The sequence below is a fragment of the uncultured Polaribacter sp. genome (genome assembly GCF_947497125.1).
Taxonomy (GTDB): Bacteria; Bacteroidota; Bacteroidia; order Flavobacteriales; family Flavobacteriaceae; genus Polaribacter.
In genome coordinates, this window is sequence record NZ_CANMFI010000004.1 from 47489 (window position 1) to 65521 (window position 18033).

The following is an 18033-nucleotide window of genomic DNA, read 5'->3' on the forward strand; positions in this document are numbered from 1 at the left end:
ACTACCGTTCTATTGTTCTAAATGTTAAGTTTATTCTTGGCGAATTTACTTTCTTTGTTGGTGGTAATCTATGTAGCCAATTTGTTTGCGTTCCGGTTTTCATAACCAATAAACTTCCGTTTTCTAAAACAATGTCTACGCGTTGCTTATTTTCTTTATGCTTAAAAGAAAACTTTCTTTCTGCTCCTAATGATAACGAAGCAATTGCCCCGTCTTTCTTTAACATTTTTTCTGAATCTGAGTGATACGCCATTCCTTCACTACCAGAATGATAGAGATTTAATAAGCAAGAATTGTAAGTTTCGCCGCTTTCTTTTTCTACTATCTTTTTTAAGGCAAGCAATTCTTCTGTAAAAAGTAGGGCTGTTTTTGTAATTCCAGAATAGGTATATGAAAATTCTTTGTAACCATACCAAGCAACTTTTCTCTTGGTAATTATTCTTTTTCCAAAAATAAGTGCTTCATCATTTTTCCATTGTATTGTTGTTAGAAGTTTTTTGTAGAAGAAATCTAATTGATTTTTATCTAAAACAATTCCGTGGTAATTGGTAACACCATCAAAAGGAAGTATATTTTTTGTTGTTTCTGAAGAAAATAAATCCATTACCGTAAATGTAGTAAAATTAGCTTTTACTTAAAACTACAATAAATCAATTAAAAGCACTAATTTTATAATAAAATTTCAATGGTATTTGTCATCATATCTATTTTATTGTTTTCTTTTAATAATGTTTTATGGAAAAAAAACTTACAAAATATAAATCTCTTTTTTCTAATTTCTTACAGAGCATTTTTTACAAGCTTTATTGCTGTTTGTATGTTAATTATTTATTTTGACTTCTCCCTTTTAGATTTTAATAGTTTTCTAAAAATCACTTTTGGATCACTACTAGGTGTAATTGGCTTATTTTCTATGTTGTTTGTTATCAAAAAAACATCACTGCAATGGTTAGGCATTTATAACCTTTTGGGTGTTGTAGTAACCACAATATATCTAGTTATTTTCGAAAAAGTAAATATATCAACCTCTTTAAACGGAATTATTATAATAATTTCTGGGTATTTACTTTTTATTTTTTTTAATAAAGAAACTAATTTTAAATTAAGTTTAAAATACCATTTACTATTATTTTGTATGGTTTTAAGTTTCAGTTTTTCTACTATTATACATTGGCGAAATTTAAATAACGCCATAAGTCCATTCTTTATTTTAGCCAACCAAGAATTATTAGTGTTTTTAGTAAGTAGTCTTTTTTTATTTTTTTATCACAGAAATAAGATCTTAAAAAGCAACTATAAATCAAACTTTAAAAATGTACTTGTAATGAGTATTGTTATTTTCTTTGCTATTCTATTTAGTTTTCTTGGCGTTAAAAAAACAGATCCCTTACTTACTACGGTGCTTTTTTTAGCAAGTCCGTTGACTACAATTTTATTTTCATTTCTATTTTTTAAAGAAAAAATAATCCTAAAAAATAGTATCGCAATTATCATAATTACTATTGGTGCATTTGTTTTACACTACAAACTATAACACTGTTACATACTAGCAAAAATTTACTTTTTAAAAACAAAAAAACCTCACAATAAATTGTGAGGTTTTGCGGAGAAAGAGGGATTCGAACCCCCGGACCTGTTACAGTCAACAGTTTTCAAGACTGCCGCATTCGACCGCTCTGCCATTTCTCCAGTGCGTCTCATTAGATATTCTCTAATTGCGAGTGCAAATATAGAAAGCTTTTTCATTTTCTGAAACAAAAAAGTAATTAATTTTTATTTTTTTTGAATATCGTTAATTCAAAATCATAATGTACTGACTATCAATAAATTTATATTGTTCTAGACTTTTAGGTGTCATTATCTTAGAATCAAATAAATGTATAATAGCACCTTCTTTAGTATATTTGTAAGAACTATTATAATATAAAAACTTATGTCGTTTAATACTTTTGGAAATTTGTTAAAAGTTACTACCTATGGTGAATCTCATGGAACAGCTATCGGAGGTGTTATTGATGGTTTTCCTGCTGGTCTTGAGGTAAATTTAGAGGCTATTCAAGAAGAATTAAACAGAAGAAAACCTGGTCAATCTAAAATAGTAACTCAACGTAAAGAACCCGATACTGTAGAGTTTTTATCGGGTATTTTTGAGGGTAAAACAACCGGAACCTCTATTGGTTTTATTATTAAAAACACCAATCAAAAATCTAAAGACTATAACCACAATACTAATATTTACAGACCTTCACATGCAGATTTTACGTATGATAAAAAGTTTGGTAGCAGAGATTATAGAGGCGGTGGTAGAAGCTCTGCTAGAGAAACTGCCAATTGGGTAGTTGCAGGTGCTTTGGCAAAACAGCTAATTGCAAGTATTAAAATTAATGCGTTTACTTCTTCTGTAGGTGATATTTTTATAGACAAACCCTATCAAGAATTAGATTTTTCTAAAACAGAAAGTAATATTATTCGTTGTCCAGACGAAATTTCTGCCGAGAAAATGATAGAAAAAGTAAAAGAAATTAGAAAAGCAGGCGATACTATTGGTGGTACAATAACTTGTGTAGCTCAAAATATACCTGTCGGTCTAGGAGAACCTATTTTTAATAAATTACATGCAGAATTAGGCAAAGCTATGCTTTCTATCAATGCTGTAAAGGGTTTTGAATTTGGTAGTGGATTTTGTGGTGCTAAAATGAAAGGAACAGAACATAATGATGTTTTTAATGCTGATGGCTCTACCCAATCAAACTTATCTGGCGGAATACAAGGTGGTATTTCTAACGGAATGGATATTTACTTTAGAGTTGCTTTTAAGCCTGTTGCTACTATAATGAGCAGCCAACAAACTATAAATTCTGAAAATGAAATTACAGAAATTACAGGTAAAGGAAGACATGACCCTTGTGTTGTACCAAGAGCAGTACCAATTGTAGAAGCAATGACTGCATTGGTATTGGCAGACTTTTGGCTGATTAATAGAACAAGAACTTTATAAAAAAAAGCGAAACTTTAAAAGTTTCGCTTTTTTTTATGCTTGACCAGTCGGCCCAAAATTCATTGGTATCGGTGGCTGTTCTGCATCTTTAATTTCACCATGAGCTTGCTCAAACTTTCTAACATTATCTGCCAAAGCCTTCGTTAACCTTTTTGCATGTTGAGGCGTAAGTATAATTCTCGATTTTACTTTTGCCTTTGGCACACCTGGCATTATATTGATAAAATCTAGAATAAATTCTGACATTGAATGATTGATGATTGCCAAATTAGAATAAGTTCCTTCGGCTATTTCCTGATCTAATTCTATGTTTAATTGTCCGTCTTTATTTTGATTTTCTTCCATTAAAAAAATATTATTAGCTCGAACGCAGTCGAAACCTTAATTATAAATCTCTCGACTGCGCCCGAGAAAACATAAAAAAAAGTTGAATTGAATAGTGTAACAAGTTACAGCAAACAATTCAACTTTTAAAATTTAAACGAATACTCGTTATATATTAGAAACTTTGTTCTATTTCTTCTTTAGGACCAACAATTACGTTATCATAAGATCTCATACCTGTTCCTGCTGGTATTTTCTTACCAACAATAACATTCTCTTTCAATCCTTCTAAAGTATCAATCTTACCACTTACAGCAGCCTCATTTAATACTTTTGTAGTTTCTTGGAAAGAAGCTGCAGATATAAATGATTTTGTTTGTAATGATGCTCTTGTAATACCTTGTAAAACTTGTTCTGCTGTTGCTGGTTTAGCATCTCTTGCTTCAACTAAGTTTTGATCATTTCTTCTTAATAAAGAATTTTCATCTCTTAATTGACGTGCAGAAATAATTTGACCTGCTTTTAAGTTTTCAGAATCACCGGCATTTTCAACAACTTTCATTCCGTAAATAGCATCGTTATCTTTGATAAAGTCAATTTTATGGATTAATTGATTTTCTAATAATAAAGTATCACCAGAATCAATAATCTTAACTTTACGCATCATTTGACGAACAACAACTTCGAAATGCTTGTCGTTAATTTTCACACCCTGTAAACGATATACTTCTTGTATTTCATTTACTAAGTATTCTTGCACTGCCGATGGGCCTTTTATTCTTAAAATATCTGAAGGGGTAGTTGCTCCGTCTGATAATGGCATCCCTGCTTTAATAAAGTCATTTTCTTGAACTAAAATTTGATTAGATAGTTTTACTAAATACTTTCTAATATCTCCTGTTTTAGACTCAACAATAATTTCTCTATTACCACGCTTAATTTTACCAAATGATACTACACCATCTATCTCAGAAACTACTGAAGGATTAGAAGGGTTACGTGCTTCAAATAACTCTGTTACACGAGGTAAACCACCAGTAATATCGCCTGCTTTACCAGATTTTCTTGGTATTTTAACAAGTGTATGACCAGATGCTACCATATCGCCATCATCTATCATTAAGTGTGCACCTACAGGTAAACTGTAAGAACGTAATGCATTACCATCTTTATCTTCAATAATTAAAGAAGCAATGATTTTTTTGTTTTTAGAGTCGATCATTACCTTCTCTTGGAAACCTGTTTGCTCATCAATTTCAACAGAATAATTAATACCTTGTTGTAAATTATCAAACTTCACTCTTCCTTCAAACTCAGAAACAATAACACCGTTAAATGGATCCCATTGAACAATTACATCACCTTTTTTGATGGTTTTACGATCTTTATCAAAAATAATAGAACCGTAAGGTAATATGTTTGTACTTTGAGTAATACCAGTTTTCTTATCGATAATTTTAATTTCGGCTGTTCTAGAGATTACAATGTCAATTTCTTTACCATCATTATCTTTACCAGTAACTGTTCTTAAATCTTCTATAACAACTTTACCATCAAACTTAGCAATTAACTTATTCTCTTCAGAAATGTTACCTGCAACCCCACCAACGTGGAAAGTACGTAATGTTAACTGTGTACCTGGTTCTCCAATAGATTGTGCTGCAATTACACCAACTGCCTCACCAATTTGTACTTTGTTAAGGGTAGATAAACTTTGCCCGTAACACTTAGCACAAATACCTTTTTCTGACTCACAAGTTAATGCAGATCTTACTTCTAAACGATCTATACCAGATTTTTCTACTGCTAATGCTAATTGAGAAGTAATTGGTTGATTTGCTTCTAAGATTAACTCTTCTGTAATTGGATCAAATACATCTTGTAAAGAAATACGACCTTCTATTCTATCTGATAAAGATTCTACAATCTCATCATTTTTCTTTAAAGGTGTAACTTCTAAACCTCTTAATGTACCACAATCTTCTTCGTTAATAATAACGTCTTGAGAAACATCTACCAATCTACGTGTTAAGTAACCAGCATCTGCCGTTTTTAAAGCGGTATCTGCCAAACCTTTACGCGCACCGTGTGTAGAGATAAAGTATTCTAAAATTGATAAACCTTCTTTAAAGTTAGAAAGAATTGGGTTTTCAATAATTTCTCCACCACCAGCTGTAGATTTTTTAGGTTTTGCCATCAATCCACGCATACCTGTTAACTGACGAATTTGTTCTTTAGAACCCCTTGCACCAGAATCTAGCATCATGTAAACCGAGTTAAAACCTTGTTGGTCTTCACGTAAGTTTTTCATTGATAATTCTGTCAATCTATTATTCGTAGATCCCCAAACATCAATTACTTGGTTGTAACGCTCTTTTTGCGTTAACATACCCATGTTATAATTTCCTACAATTACATCAACCTCTTTATTGGCTTCGTCAATCATAGATTGTTTTTCTTTAGGAATAATAATATCTCCTAATGAGAATGATAAACCACCTTGGAAGGCAAATTTATATCCCATGTTTTTTATTTCATCTAAGAAAGCGCCTGTTGTAGGAATATCGGTTGCTTTTAAAACACCACCAATAATACCACGTAAGTTTTTCTTAGTTAATACCTCATTAATGTATCCGGCAGCTGCAGGTACTTTTTCATTAAATAAAACTCTACCAACGGTAGTTTTAATAATTCTAGTTACCTGATTACCATTTTCATCAATATCTTGAGTTCTTACTTTAATACCAGCATTTAAGTCTACTTTTTCTTCGTTAAAAGCAATTGTTACTTCTTCCGGAGAATAGAAAGTTAACCCTTCTCCTTTAATTTTAACTTCTGGAGTAGATATTCTTTCTTTGGTCATGTAGTATAAACCAAGTACCATATCCTGAGAAGGTACAGTAACTGGCGCACCATTTGCAGGGTTTAAGATATTATGAGAAGCCAACATTAACAATTGCGCTTCTAAAATAGCTTCTGGTCCTAATGGTAAGTGAACCGCCATTTGATCTCCATCAAAATCGGCATTAAAGGCAGAACAAGCTAACGGGTGTAACTGTATTGCTTTTCCTTCAATTAATTTTGGTTGAAATGCTTGTATACCTAATCTGTGTAACGTAGGAGCTCTGTTTAATAAAACAGGATGTCCTTTAATTACATTTTCTAAAATATCCCAAACAACTGGTTCTTTTCTATCTATTATTTTCTTTGCAGATTTAACAGTCTTTACAATTCCTCTTTCTATTAATTTTCTAATTACAAAAGGCTTGTACAGTTCTGCTGCCATATCTTTTGGCAATCCACATTCAGACAATTTCATTTCTGGTCCAACAACAATTACAGAACGCGCAGAATAATCAACACGTTTTCCTAATAAGTTCTGACGGAAACGACCTTGCTTACCTTTTAATGAATCTGATAAAGATTTTAAAGGTCTGTTAGATTCTGTTTTTACTGCTGATGATTTACGTGTGTTGTCAAATAAAGAATCTACAGATTCTTGTAACATACGCTTCTCATTACGTAAAATAACTTCTGGAGCTTTTATTTCTACCAATCGCTTTAAACGATTGTTTCTAATAATAACTCTTCTATATAAATCATTTAAATCTGAAGTTGCAAAACGTCCTCCATCTAATGGCACTAAAGGTCTTAATTCTGGTGGAATAACCGGAATTGCCTTCATAATCATCCACTCAGGATTGTTTTCTCTATTTTTTTGAGAATCTCTAAAAGCTTCAACAACATTTAAACGCTTTAAAGCCTCAGTTTTACGTTGTTTAGATGTTTCTGTATTTGCTTTGTGTCTTAACTCAAAAGATAAACTTTCTAAGTCGATACGTGCTAATAAATCAATTAAACATTCTGCACCCATTTTAGCAATAAACTTGTTTGGGTCTTCATCATCTAAATATTGATTGTCTTGTGGCAATTCATCAACAATATCTAAGTATTCTTCTTCTGTTAAGAAATCCATTTTTTGTAATGGTTCTCCTTCAACATTTTTAGCAATACCTGGCTGAATTACTACGTAACGCTCGTAATAAATAATCATGTCTAACTTTTTAGAAGGCAATCCTAAAAGGTACCCCATTTTGTTAGGCAATGATCTAAAGTACCAAATATGAGCAACAGGAACCACTAAATTAATGTGTCCTACTCTATCTCTACGTACTTTCTTTTCTGTTACTTCTACCCCACATCTATCACAAACAATCCCTTTATAACGGATTCTTTTGTATTTACCACAAGCACATTCGTAATCCTTAACAGGACCAAAAATACGCTCACAGAACAAACCATCTCTTTCTGGTTTGTGTGTACGATAGTTTATTGTTTCTGGTTTTAAAACTTCACCTTTAGAAATTTCTAAAATTGCTTCTGGTGATGATAAACCAATTGATATTTTATTAAACTTTTTTACAGTGTACTTTTCTTGTTTTCTTGCCATGTTCTTTTTATAGTTATTGGTTTTTAGTTGTTAGTTTTTAGTGTTGATTTACGAATTCTAATTAAAGGATTGAAACCAATAACTATCAACTAACAACTACCAACTATTAAAAATTATTCTTCTAATCTAACGTCTAAACCTAAACCTTTAAGTTCATGCATTAATACGTTAAATGATTCTGGTAAACCTGGTTCTGGCATTGTTTCACCTTTCACAATACTTTCGTATGTTTTAGCTCTACCCATTACATCATCAGATTTTACAGTTAAGATTTCTCTTAAAATACTAGACGCACCATATGCTTCTAATGCCCAAACTTCCATCTCACCAAAACGCTGACCACCAAATTGTGCTTTACCACCTAATGGTTGTTGTGTAATTAATGAATATGGTCCTATAGAACGAGCATGCATTTTATCTTCAATCATATGACCTAACTTAATCATATAAATGATACCAACCGTTGCTGGTTGATCAAAACGCTTACCTGTACCACCATCATATAAGTAAGTATGACCAAATCTTGGTACACTTGCTTTGTCTGTAATTTCATTAATCTGATCTAAAGATGCTCCATCAAAAATTGGTGTTGCATATTTAGTTCCTAATTTTTGACCTGCCCAACCAAGAACAGTTTCATAAATTTGACCAATGTTCATACGAGAAGGTACTCCTAACGGATTTAAAACAATATCTACTGGTGTACCATCTTCTAAGAAAGGCATATCTTCTGCTCTTACTATACGAGCAACAATACCTTTGTTACCATGACGTCCTGCCATCTTATCACCAACTTTTAGTTTACGCTTTTTAGCAATGTAAACCTTCGCTAGTTTTAAAATTCCTGCTGGTAACTCATCACCTACAGAAATTGTAAATTTTTGACGACGTAAAGATCCTTGTAAATCATTTACTTTAATCTTATAGTTATGAACTAATTCGCTTACAGAATCATTTAATTCTTTATCGGTAGTCCAAGAACCTGTTAAGTGTAAATAATCATCTACAGAGTTTAACATTTTAAGTGTATATTTTTTACCTTTTGGTAAAACTTCTTCACCTAAATCATTAAAAACACCTTGTGAAGTTTTTCCGCTAATAAATGTGAATAATTTTTCAATTAAAACATCTTTTAAAGCTTCAAACTTAGATACAAAAGAAGATTCTAATTTAGCAACTGCCTCTTTATCTCTTAATCTTTTGTTTTTATCTTTTACAGCTCTTCTAAATAACTTTTTATCAATTACTACACCTCTTAATGATGGCGAAGCTTTTAATGATGCATCTTTTACATCACCTGCTTTGTCTCCAAAAATAGCACGTAATAATTTTTCTTCTGGCGTTGGATCAGATTCTCCCTTTGGTGTAATTTTACCAATTAAGATATCACCTGGGTTAACTTCTGCTCCTATACGAATCATACCATTTTCATCTAAATCTTTAGTAGCCTCTTCAGATACGTTAGGAATATCATTAGTTAACTCTTCAGTTCCTAATTTTGTATCTCTAACATCTAAAGAATACTCATCAATATGAATAGATGTAAATATATCTTCACGAACAACTCTCTCAGAAATTACAATCGCATCCTCAAAGTTATACCCTTTCCAAGGCATAAAGGCTACTTTCATATTTCTACCTAAAGCTAATTCTCCTTTTTGTGTTGCATAACCTTCACAAAGTACTTGTCCTTCATTTACTCTATCACCTTTTTCTACAATAGGTTTTAGGTTAATGTTGGTACCTTGATTGGTTTTTCTAAATTTAATTAAGTTGTAAGAAATTTCATCAGACTCAAAACTTACTAGTTTTTCTTCTTCTGATCTATCATACTTAATAGTAATTTTATTTGCATCTACATAAGTAACAACACCTGCACCTTCTGCATTTATTAAGATACGAGAATCTTTAGCAACTCTTCGCTCTAAACCTGTTCCTACAATAGGAGACTCTGGTCTTAATAAAGGAACTGCTTGACGCATCATGTTCGATCCCATTAATGCACGGTTGGCATCATCATGCTCTAAAAACGGAATTAAAGATGCCGAAATTGAAGCAATTTGATTTGGAGCAACATCCATATAGTTAATCGCATCTGGATTTACTACTGGGAAATCTCCTTCTTCTCTTGCAATAACTCTATCTAAAACGATTTTTCCATCTTTTTTAAGCTCTAAATTAGATTGGGCAATTTTCATACCTTCTTCTTCTTCTGCACTTAAATAAATTGGCTCGTCAGAAGCAACTGAACCGTTGTCTACTTTTCTATATGGTGTTTCTATAAACCCTAAGTTATTCACTTTAGCAAATACTGCTAAAGAAGAAATTAAACCAATATTTGGTCCTTCAGGAGTTTCAATAGGACATAAACGTCCATAATGAGTATAGTGAACATCACGCACCTCGAAACCTGCTCTTTCTCTTGATAAACCACCTGGTCCTAAAGCAGATAATCTACGTTTATGAGTAATCTCTGCTAATGGATTGGTTTGATCCATAAATTGAGATAATTGGTTGGTACCAAAGAAAGAATTAATTACAGATGACAATGTTTTTGCATTGATCAAATCGATTGGTGTAAACACTTCGTTGTCACGTACATTCATACGTTCACGAATTGTTCTTGCCATACGAGCTAAACCAACACCAAATTGACCCGCTAATTGCTCGCCAACTGTTCTTACACGTCTGTTAGATAAATGATCAATATCATCTACTTCTGCTTTAGAATTTATTAATTCGATTAAATATTTAATAATCGTAATAATATCTAACTTCGTTAATACTTTTTGATCTATTGGTTCATTTAATTGAAGTTTAGTGTTCATTCTAAAACGACCAACTTCTCCTAAATTATAACGTTGTTCAGAAAAGAATAACTTATCAATAATACCTCTTGCAGTCTCCTCATCTGGCGGTTCTGCATTACGTAATTGTCTATAAATATGTTCTACAGCTTCTTTTTCAGAGTTTGTAGGATCTTTCTGTAACGTATTATGAATAATCGCATAGTCTGCCATATCGTTATCTTCTTTATGAAGTAAAACGGTTTTAGCACCTGCTTCTATAATTTCGTCAATATGTTCTTTTTCTAAGATTGTATCTCTATCAAAAATGATTTCGTTACGTTCTATCGAAACAACTTCTCCAGTATCTTCATCAACAAAATCTTCATGCCAAGTCTTTAAAACTCTAGCAGCCAATTTTCTACCTAATACTTTCTTTAAACCTGCTTTAGAAACCTTTACTTCTTCTGCAAGGTCAAAAATTTCTAAAATATCTTTATCTCTTTCAAAACCAATGGCTCTAAATAAAGTAGTAACAGGTAATTTTTTCTTTCTATCAATATAAGCATACATTACTTGATTGATATCGGTAGCAAATTCTATCCAAGAACCTTTAAAAGGAATTACTCTTGCAGAATATAATTTTGTACCGTTTGCATGGAAAGATTGCCCAAAAAATACACCAGGAGATCGATGTAATTGAGAAACCACCACACGCTCTGCACCATTGATTACAAAGGTACCAGAGTTTGTCATATAAGGGATTGTACCAAGATAAACATCTTGTACAATTGTTTCGAAATCTTCGTGTTCTGGATCTGTACAGTACAATTTAAGACGTGCTTTTAAGGGCACACTGTGTGTTAGACCTCTTTCAATACATTCTTGTATAGAATATCTTGGTGGATCTACAAAGTAATCTAAAAATTCTAAAACGAATTGATTTCTTGTATCTGTAATTGGAAAGTTATCCATGAAGGTTTTATACAAACCTTCTTCACCTCTTTCTTCTGCCTTAGTTTGAAGTTGGAAAAAGTCTTGGAAAGACTTTACCTGAATATCCAAAAAGTCTGGATATTCCTTTATCATTTGAGAAGTAGCGAAATTGATTCTTTCAGTAGTGTTTTTCGTTGCCAAAAGAGAATATTTTTTTGATTAAAATCTGAATTAAAATAAAGAACGAATATATACACAAAATGGTTTAGGACTAAAAACGGGTGTTTTTAGTACCTAAACCTAAATTTGTTTTTCCCGCTAAACCTATATCTAGTCGGGAGTATAAGCTTACTTAAGCTCTACTTCAGCTCCTGCTTCTTCTAAAGCTGCTTTAAGACCTTCAGCCTCATCTTTCGATACACCTTCTTTAACTGGTGCTGGTGCGCTATCTACAACACCTTTAGCTTCTTTTAAACCTAAACCAGTTAATTCTTTAACTAATTTTACTACTGCAAGCTTAGAACCACCTGCTGCTGTTAAAATTACGTCAAATTCAGTTTGTTCGTCTGAACCTCCTTCTGCACCACCTGCTGCTGGTCCTGCTACTGCTACTGCAGCTGCTGCTGGCTCAATACCATACTCATCTTTTAAGATAGTAGCTAATTCATTAACTTCTTTTACTGATAAGTTAACTAATTGTTCTGCGAAATCTTTTAATTCTGCCATTGTAATTGTTTTTAAAAATTTTGTTTATTATAGTTTATTTGTGCGCGTAATTATTTTTCAGATAAAGTCTTGATAATACCTGAAAGTGTTTGACCACCTGATTGTAATGCCGAAATAACATTCTTCGCTGGTGATTGTAATAAGCCAATGATTTCACCAATTAACTCTTCTCTAGATTTAATATCTACTAAAGCATCTAATTGATTATCTCCGATATATACAGATTCTTCTGCAAAGGCACCTTTTAAAATAGGTCTATCTTTGGTTTTCTTTCTGAATTCTTTGATTAATTTTGCTGGTGCATTTGCAGCCTCAGCAATCATCATTGATGTATTTCCTTTTAATACTGATGGTAAGTCTCCAAAATCTTTATCTGAAGCTTCCATTGCTTTTGCAAGCAAAGTATTTTTAACAACTGATAACTGAACATTTGCTTTAAAACATGCTCTACGTAAGTTAGAGGTAGTTTGTGCATCTAATCCAGAGATATCTGCTAAATATAACGTATTTGTTTCTGCTAATACCGTTGTTAAATCTTCTATTACTTGTGATTTTTCTTCTCTAGTCATGATTATAAGTTTTAACGTATTAAACAGCTTTTACATCAACTGCAATACTAGGACTCATTGTACTAGAAATAAAAACGCTCTTTACATACGTTCCTTTTGCTGTTGTTGGTTTCAATTTAATTATAGTTTGTATTAGCTCGTTTGCATTTTCTTCAATTTTCTTAGCATCAAAAGATACTTTTCCAATTGCTGCATGTACAATACCAGTTTTATCAACTTTAAAGTCAATTTTACCAGCTTTTACATCTGTTACAGCTTTTGCAACATCCATAGTTACTGTACCTGTTTTTGGGTTAGGCATTAAACCTCTTGGACCTAAAACTCTTCCTAAAGGACCTAATTTACCCATAACACTAGGCATTGTAATAATTACGTCTACGTCTGTCCAACCACCTTTAATTTTCTGAAGGTACTCATCTAAACCAACATAATCTGCACCAGCTGCAGTAGCTTCTGCTTCTTTATCTGGTGTTACTAATGCTAATACTTTTACATCTTTACCAGTACCATGAGGTAAAGTTACTACACCTCTTACCATTTGATTTGCTTTACGAGGATCTACTCCTAAACGTATTGCTAAATCTACTGATGCATCAAACTTTACATTGGTAATGTCTTTGACTAGCGCTGAAGCTGCTGCTAAATCATAAGATTTAGAGCTATCTACCTTTGCGTAAGCTTCTTTTTGCTTTTTTGTTAATTTTGCCATATTACTAATTTTTATAAAGTTTATGCTGGTGCATTACCTTTTACTGTTAATCCCATAGAACGTGCTGTACCTGCAATCATTCGCATTGCTGAAGAAATTTCAAAGGCATTTAAATCTACCATTTTATCTTCTGCAATTACTTTAATTTGATCCCAAGTAACTGATGCTACTTTCTTTCTGTTTGGTTCTCCTGAACCTTTTTTAATTTTGGCCGCTTCTAGTAACTGAACTGCTGCAGGAGGGGTTTTTACAAGAAAATCGAAAGATTTATCTTTAAAAACAGTTATAACAACAGGTAAAACTTTACCTTGTTTGTCTTGCGTTCTCGCATTAAACTGTTTACAAAACTCCATAATGTTAACACCAGCAGCTCCTAAAGCGGGTCCAACCGGCGGCGATGGATTCGCTGCGCCTCCCCTTACTTGTAACTTAACTACTTTACTAACTTCTTTTGCCATTTTAAAAATGTTTAATGATTTGTTTTAATTTTGGAAGCTTAAAAACAAATCGGTATTTGAATTGTAACAACTATATTTTTTCTACTTGCATGTAACTTAGCTCTAATGGTGTTTTTCTTCCAAAGATTTTTACCATTACTTCTAACTTACGTTTTTCTTCATTTACTTTTTCAATCGTTCCATCAAATCCATTAAAAGGACCATCTACAACTTTTACAGTTTCACCAATGCTAAACGGAATTGCAATACTTTCTTCTTGTACAGAAAGCTCATCAACCTTACCTAACATTCTATTTACTTCTGATTTACGCATTGGTACAGGCTCTCCACCTTTAGTTTCACCTAAAAAACCAATTACACCAGTTATTCCTTTTATAACGTGCGGTACTTCACCAGATAAATTTGCTTCAACCATAATGTAACCAGGAAAATAAACTCTTTCTCTGTTTACTTTTTTGCCGTCTCTAATTTGTACTACTTTTTCGGTAGGTACAATTACTTGACTAACAAAATCTGATAAGCCTAATCTAGAAATTTCATTTTCTATATAAGCTTTAACTTTATTTTCTTGTCCACCAATGGCTCTTACAACATACCATTTCATTACTGAATCAGTTGCCATAATTAATTAGATTTAAACATTCCAAAAAAGTTATCTAATCCTGTTTGAAAAACATAATCTATACCTGCAACTGCTAGTGCAAATACAATTGTAAAAACAGCTACAGTTACCGTTGTTTTTTGAGCATCTTCTTTAGATATCCAAGTCATGTGGTTACTTAACTCGTCAAAAGACTCTTTAATATATTGTATAAAGTTCATCTTACTATTATGTTTTTATTTGCACGGACGGAGAGATTCGAACTCCCGACACCTGGTTTTGGAAACCAGTGCTCTACCGCTGAACTACGCCCGTATTTATATTTCATTTATAAAGGCATCCCGAAAAAATCGGGATACCTTTTAAATTATAATTAGTAAACTAAAAGTTATTTTAGTCTAATAATTCAGTTACCTGACCTGCACCAACTGTTCTACCACCTTCACGGATAGCAAAACGTAAACCTACGTTTAATGCAATTGGTTGTAATAAATCAACTGTAATTGTTAAGTTATCTCCTGGCATTACCATTTCAACTCCTGAAGGCAAATTAATTGTACCTGTAACATCTGTAGTTCTTACATAGAACTGTGGACGATAGTTGTTATGGAATGGCGTGTGACGACCACCTTCTTCTTTCTTAAGAACATAAACCTCTGCTTTAAACTTAGCATGAGGAGTTACAGAACCTGGCTTACAGATTACCATACCTCTTTTAATATCTTCTTTTGCAATACCTCTTAATAAGATACCTGCATTATCTCCTGCTTCACCTCTATCTAAGATTTGACGGAACATTTCGATACCAGTAATAGTAGAAGTCATTTTTTCAGCTCCCATACCAATAATATCAACAACATCTCCTGTATTAGCAATACCAGTTTCGATACGACCTGTAGCTACAGTTCCACGACCAGTAATAGAAAATACATCCTCTACAGGCATTAAGAAATCTTTATCAACCTCTCTTAAAGGCTCTTCGATCCAAGCATCAACTTGGTTCATTAATTCTAATACAGTGTCAACCCATTTTTGCTCACCATTCAATGCTCCTAAAGCAGATCCTGAAACAACTGGTCCATTATCACCATCATACTCATAGAAAGAAAGTAATTCTCTTACTTCCATGTCTACTAATTCAAGTAACTCCTCATCATCAACCATGTCAACTTTGTTTAAGAAAACAACCATACGAGGAATACCAACCTGGCGTCCTAATAAGATGTGCTCTCTTGTCTGTGGCATTGGCCCGTCTGTAGCAGCAACAACTAATATAGCACCGTCCATTTGAGCAGCACCTGTTACCATGTTCTTTACATAATCGGCGTGACCTGGACAATCTACGTGTGCATAGTGACGATTTTGTGTTTGATATTCTACGTGTGAAGTATTAATTGTAATACCTCTCTCTTTTTCTTCTGGAGCATTATCAATCTGATCAAAAGATCTAGCTTCAGAGAATCCTGCATCAGCTAATACTTTAGTAATAGCCGCAGTTAAAGTTGTTTTACCGTGATCTACGTGTCCGATAGTACCAATGTTTAAGTGTGGTTTCGAACGGTCAAAAGTTCCTTTTGCCATAATTATTGATTTTTAATTCTTGTTTAAATATGTTTAGTGTCTAATAATACGTATCAATTGAGCCAGCGATGGGACTTGAACCCACGACCTCATCCCTACCAAGGATGCGCTCTACCAACTGAGCTACACCGGCCTGTTGATATTTATTTTGAGCGAAAGACCGGGTTCGAACCGGCGACATTCAGCTTGGAAGGCTGACGCTCTACCAACTGAGCTACTTTCGCAAATTGTAAATTGTGGGGAGAGCAGGATTCGAACCTGCGAAGACGTAGTCAACGGAGTTACAGTCCGTCCTCGTTGGCCGCTTGAGTATCTCCCCTTTAATTTACTATTTTAATGAACTTTTGTTTTTCTATTGAGCCGATGGAGGGACTCGAACCCACGACCTGCTGATTACAAATCAGCTGCTCTAGCCAGCTGAGCTACATCGGCTTTTGATGTAAAAAAACAACCCGCTATTTCTAACGGATTGCAAATGTATAAAGTTTTTTTATATTCTAAAACTTTTTATAAAAATATTTTCATTTTTTTTATCATTTTATGAAATTAAAGAGTCTCTATGTTTTTCTTTTGATCTCTTTAACTGTCTTTTTAAATTATCAACAGCAGCGTTTACGCCTTCTTCAAAGGTTTTTGTTTCTCTTTTAACTATTAATTCGTTACCAGGTATATTTATTTTAACCTCAGTAATTTTATTTTCTTTATCGCTTGTATTTTGAACTTTTAAAAAAACCTCTGCGTCTACTATTTTATCATGAAACTTTGTTAAAGCCGATACTTTGGTTTCTACAAACTCTATCAACTGACTATCTGCATTAAAATTTACCGATTGCGTGAACACTTTCATATCTTATTCTTTTTTATGGCTTCTAGGGTGCGCCTTGTTATACACTTTTTTTATAGCATCAAGACTATTATTGGTATAGACTTGAGTAGAGGCTAAAGAAGAATGCCCTAGCAACTCTTTAACCGAATTTAAATCTGCCCCTTCATTCAATAAATGTGTTGCAAAAGAATGCCTTAATATATGTGGGCTCTTCTTTTCTTTTGAGGAGACTCTACTAAAGTAAGAATTTATAACTCTGTACACAAGAGTTTCATATAATTTATTTCCTTTTTCAGTAATAAAAAGTGCAGTATCTGCTTTTGCATTCTCTTTTCTTAACAATAAGTAATTGTGTAAGCTACCAATTACAGAATCTAACAAAGGAATAAAACGCTCTTTATTTCTTTTTCCTAACACTTTTATTGTTTTACCTGATAAATTAACATCTGCCAACTCTATATTAATTAATTCAATTCTTCTAATACCTGTCGAATATAAAAGCTCTATAATCAATCGGTCTCTTAGAGCAACAAAATCATTTTTATCATTAAAATTAGTCATTACAGCGGCTATCTCTTTAACCGAAAAAGGTACTTGAACTTTCTTAGGAATCTTTAAAGCTTTGTGCTTTGCCAACGGACTACTTTCTATTTGCTCTGCTTTCATCAAAAAACGATAATACGATTTTAAAGAGCTTATTTTTCTATTAATGGTTCTGTTTGATATCTTAATACCCACTAAATGAACAATCCAACTTCTAACTTGACTGTAATGAACATCTAATAAGTTTTCTTGACTATAATTTGTGATTAAAAACTCTTTAAAAGACAACAAATCTTTTTTATATGCGGTTAAAGTATGCGATGAATACTTTTTTTCTGATGAAAGATACTCTAAGAATGCGTTGATCAAATTATAGTTATTTGTTGATAGCTGCTGTAAATTTACAAAATAATTAGAAAAAATAATCCAACTCTATTTCCATTGATTGTAAAACTATTTAATAAAGCAAAAGGTATTTATAAAAATTAACTAACTTCTAAAATCAGCACAAAAAAAAACTCGTATC

At 32.7% G+C, this 18033-nt stretch carries 15 protein-coding genes and 6 tRNA genes; 2 read left to right on the forward strand and 19 right to left on the reverse strand.

All coding sequences use genetic code 11. The annotated features are described in order from the left end of the window. Position 1: 1 nt before the first annotated feature. Entirely contained in the window at positions 2 to 604 is a 603-nt protein-coding gene (locus Q0678_RS07190) for an alpha-ketoglutarate-dependent dioxygenase AlkB (protein WP_299055925.1), read from the reverse strand. An 81-nt stretch (positions 605 to 685) separates the two neighbouring features. Between Q0678_RS07190 and Q0678_RS07195 the strand changes: the two genes are divergently transcribed. Continuing rightward, complete coding sequence (locus tag Q0678_RS07195; RefSeq protein ID WP_299055928.1) at positions 686 to 1534, forward strand: EamA family transporter; 849 nt, start codon at positions 686 to 688, stop codon at positions 1532 to 1534. Between the two features lie 70 nt (positions 1535 to 1604). Here the strand turns inward: Q0678_RS07195 and Q0678_RS07200 are convergent. After that, positions 1605 to 1689: transfer RNA gene (locus Q0678_RS07200), tRNA-Ser, on the reverse strand. A gap of 244 nt (positions 1690 to 1933) precedes the next feature. Between Q0678_RS07200 and aroC the strand changes: the two genes are divergently transcribed. Then, positions 1934 to 2998, forward strand: a complete 1065-nt coding sequence (gene aroC, locus Q0678_RS07205) for a chorismate synthase (protein ID WP_299055930.1) — start codon at positions 1934 to 1936, stop codon at positions 2996 to 2998. A 33-nt stretch (positions 2999 to 3031) separates the two neighbouring features. On the opposite strand, the gene Q0678_RS07210 is transcribed toward aroC, so the two are convergent. The 17 genes from Q0678_RS07210 to Q0678_RS07290 all read right to left on the reverse strand — a co-directional run bounded on the left by Q0678_RS07210 (position 3032) and on the right by Q0678_RS07290 (position 17876). Further along, the gene (locus Q0678_RS07210) at positions 3032 to 3343 is read right to left on the reverse strand and encodes a DUF3467 domain-containing protein (protein WP_299055933.1); all 312 of its coding nucleotides are present in this window, start codon (positions 3341 to 3343) and stop codon (positions 3032 to 3034) included. Between the two features lie 154 nt (positions 3344 to 3497). Beyond that, positions 3498 to 7772 carry a DNA-directed RNA polymerase subunit beta' gene (rpoC, locus tag Q0678_RS07215; RefSeq protein WP_299055935.1) on the reverse strand — a complete coding sequence of 1425 codons (4275 nt, stop codon included), beginning with the start codon at positions 7770 to 7772 and terminating at the stop codon, positions 3498 to 3500. Positions 7773 to 7885: 113 nt separating this feature from the next. Continuing rightward, a complete protein-coding gene (gene rpoB, locus Q0678_RS07220) occupies positions 7886 to 11695 on the reverse strand; it encodes a DNA-directed RNA polymerase subunit beta (protein ID WP_299055939.1) in 3810 nt (1269 codons plus the stop codon). A gap of 147 nt (positions 11696 to 11842) precedes the next feature. After that, positions 11843 to 12220 carry a 50S ribosomal protein L7/L12 gene (rplL, locus tag Q0678_RS07225; protein ID WP_299055941.1) on the reverse strand — a complete coding sequence of 126 codons (378 nt, stop codon included), beginning with the start codon at positions 12218 to 12220 and terminating at the stop codon, positions 11843 to 11845. A 50-nt stretch (positions 12221 to 12270) separates the two neighbouring features. Beyond that, complete coding sequence (gene rplJ / locus Q0678_RS07230; RefSeq protein ID WP_299055944.1) at positions 12271 to 12789, reverse strand: 50S ribosomal protein L10; 519 nt, start codon at positions 12787 to 12789, stop codon at positions 12271 to 12273. 19 nt (positions 12790 to 12808) lie between these two features. Beyond that, on the reverse strand, positions 12809 to 13498 hold the full coding sequence (gene rplA / locus Q0678_RS07235; RefSeq protein ID WP_299055946.1) for a 50S ribosomal protein L1: 690 nt from the start codon (positions 13496 to 13498) through the stop codon (positions 12809 to 12811). Positions 13499 to 13518: 20 nt separating this feature from the next. Then, a complete protein-coding gene (gene rplK / locus Q0678_RS07240; protein WP_187482843.1) occupies positions 13519 to 13956 on the reverse strand; it encodes a 50S ribosomal protein L11 in 438 nt (145 codons plus the stop codon). 70 nt (positions 13957 to 14026) lie between these two features. Then, on the reverse strand, positions 14027 to 14578 hold the full coding sequence (nusG, locus tag Q0678_RS07245) for a transcription termination/antitermination protein NusG (RefSeq protein ID WP_299055953.1): 552 nt from the start codon (positions 14576 to 14578) through the stop codon (positions 14027 to 14029). 2 nt (positions 14579 to 14580) lie between these two features. Next, positions 14581 to 14778, reverse strand: a complete 198-nt coding sequence (gene secE, locus Q0678_RS07250; RefSeq protein WP_299055956.1) for a preprotein translocase subunit SecE — start codon at positions 14776 to 14778, stop codon at positions 14581 to 14583. Positions 14779 to 14800: 22 nt separating this feature from the next. Further along, positions 14801 to 14872, reverse strand: a tRNA-Trp gene (locus Q0678_RS07255). Between the two features lie 78 nt (positions 14873 to 14950). Then, complete coding sequence (tuf, locus tag Q0678_RS07260; protein WP_299055958.1) at positions 14951 to 16138, reverse strand: elongation factor Tu; 1188 nt, start codon at positions 16136 to 16138, stop codon at positions 14951 to 14953. A gap of 60 nt (positions 16139 to 16198) precedes the next feature. Further along, positions 16199 to 16271: transfer RNA gene (locus Q0678_RS07265), tRNA-Thr, on the reverse strand. 18 nt (positions 16272 to 16289) lie between these two features. Next, positions 16290 to 16362 (reverse strand) — tRNA-Gly (locus Q0678_RS07270). Between the two features lie 13 nt (positions 16363 to 16375). Continuing rightward, positions 16376 to 16457 (reverse strand) — tRNA-Tyr (locus tag Q0678_RS07275). Between the two features lie 39 nt (positions 16458 to 16496). Continuing rightward, positions 16497 to 16570: transfer RNA gene (locus Q0678_RS07280), tRNA-Thr, on the reverse strand. Between the two features lie 106 nt (positions 16571 to 16676). Further along, positions 16677 to 16985 carry a ribosome-associated translation inhibitor RaiA gene (gene raiA / locus Q0678_RS07285; protein ID WP_299055959.1) on the reverse strand — a complete coding sequence of 103 codons (309 nt, stop codon included), beginning with the start codon at positions 16983 to 16985 and terminating at the stop codon, positions 16677 to 16679. 3 nt (positions 16986 to 16988) lie between these two features. After that, the gene (locus Q0678_RS07290; RefSeq protein WP_299055962.1) at positions 16989 to 17876 is read right to left on the reverse strand and encodes a tyrosine-type recombinase/integrase; all 888 of its coding nucleotides are present in this window, start codon (positions 17874 to 17876) and stop codon (positions 16989 to 16991) included. Positions 17877 to 18033: the final 157 nt, after the last annotated feature.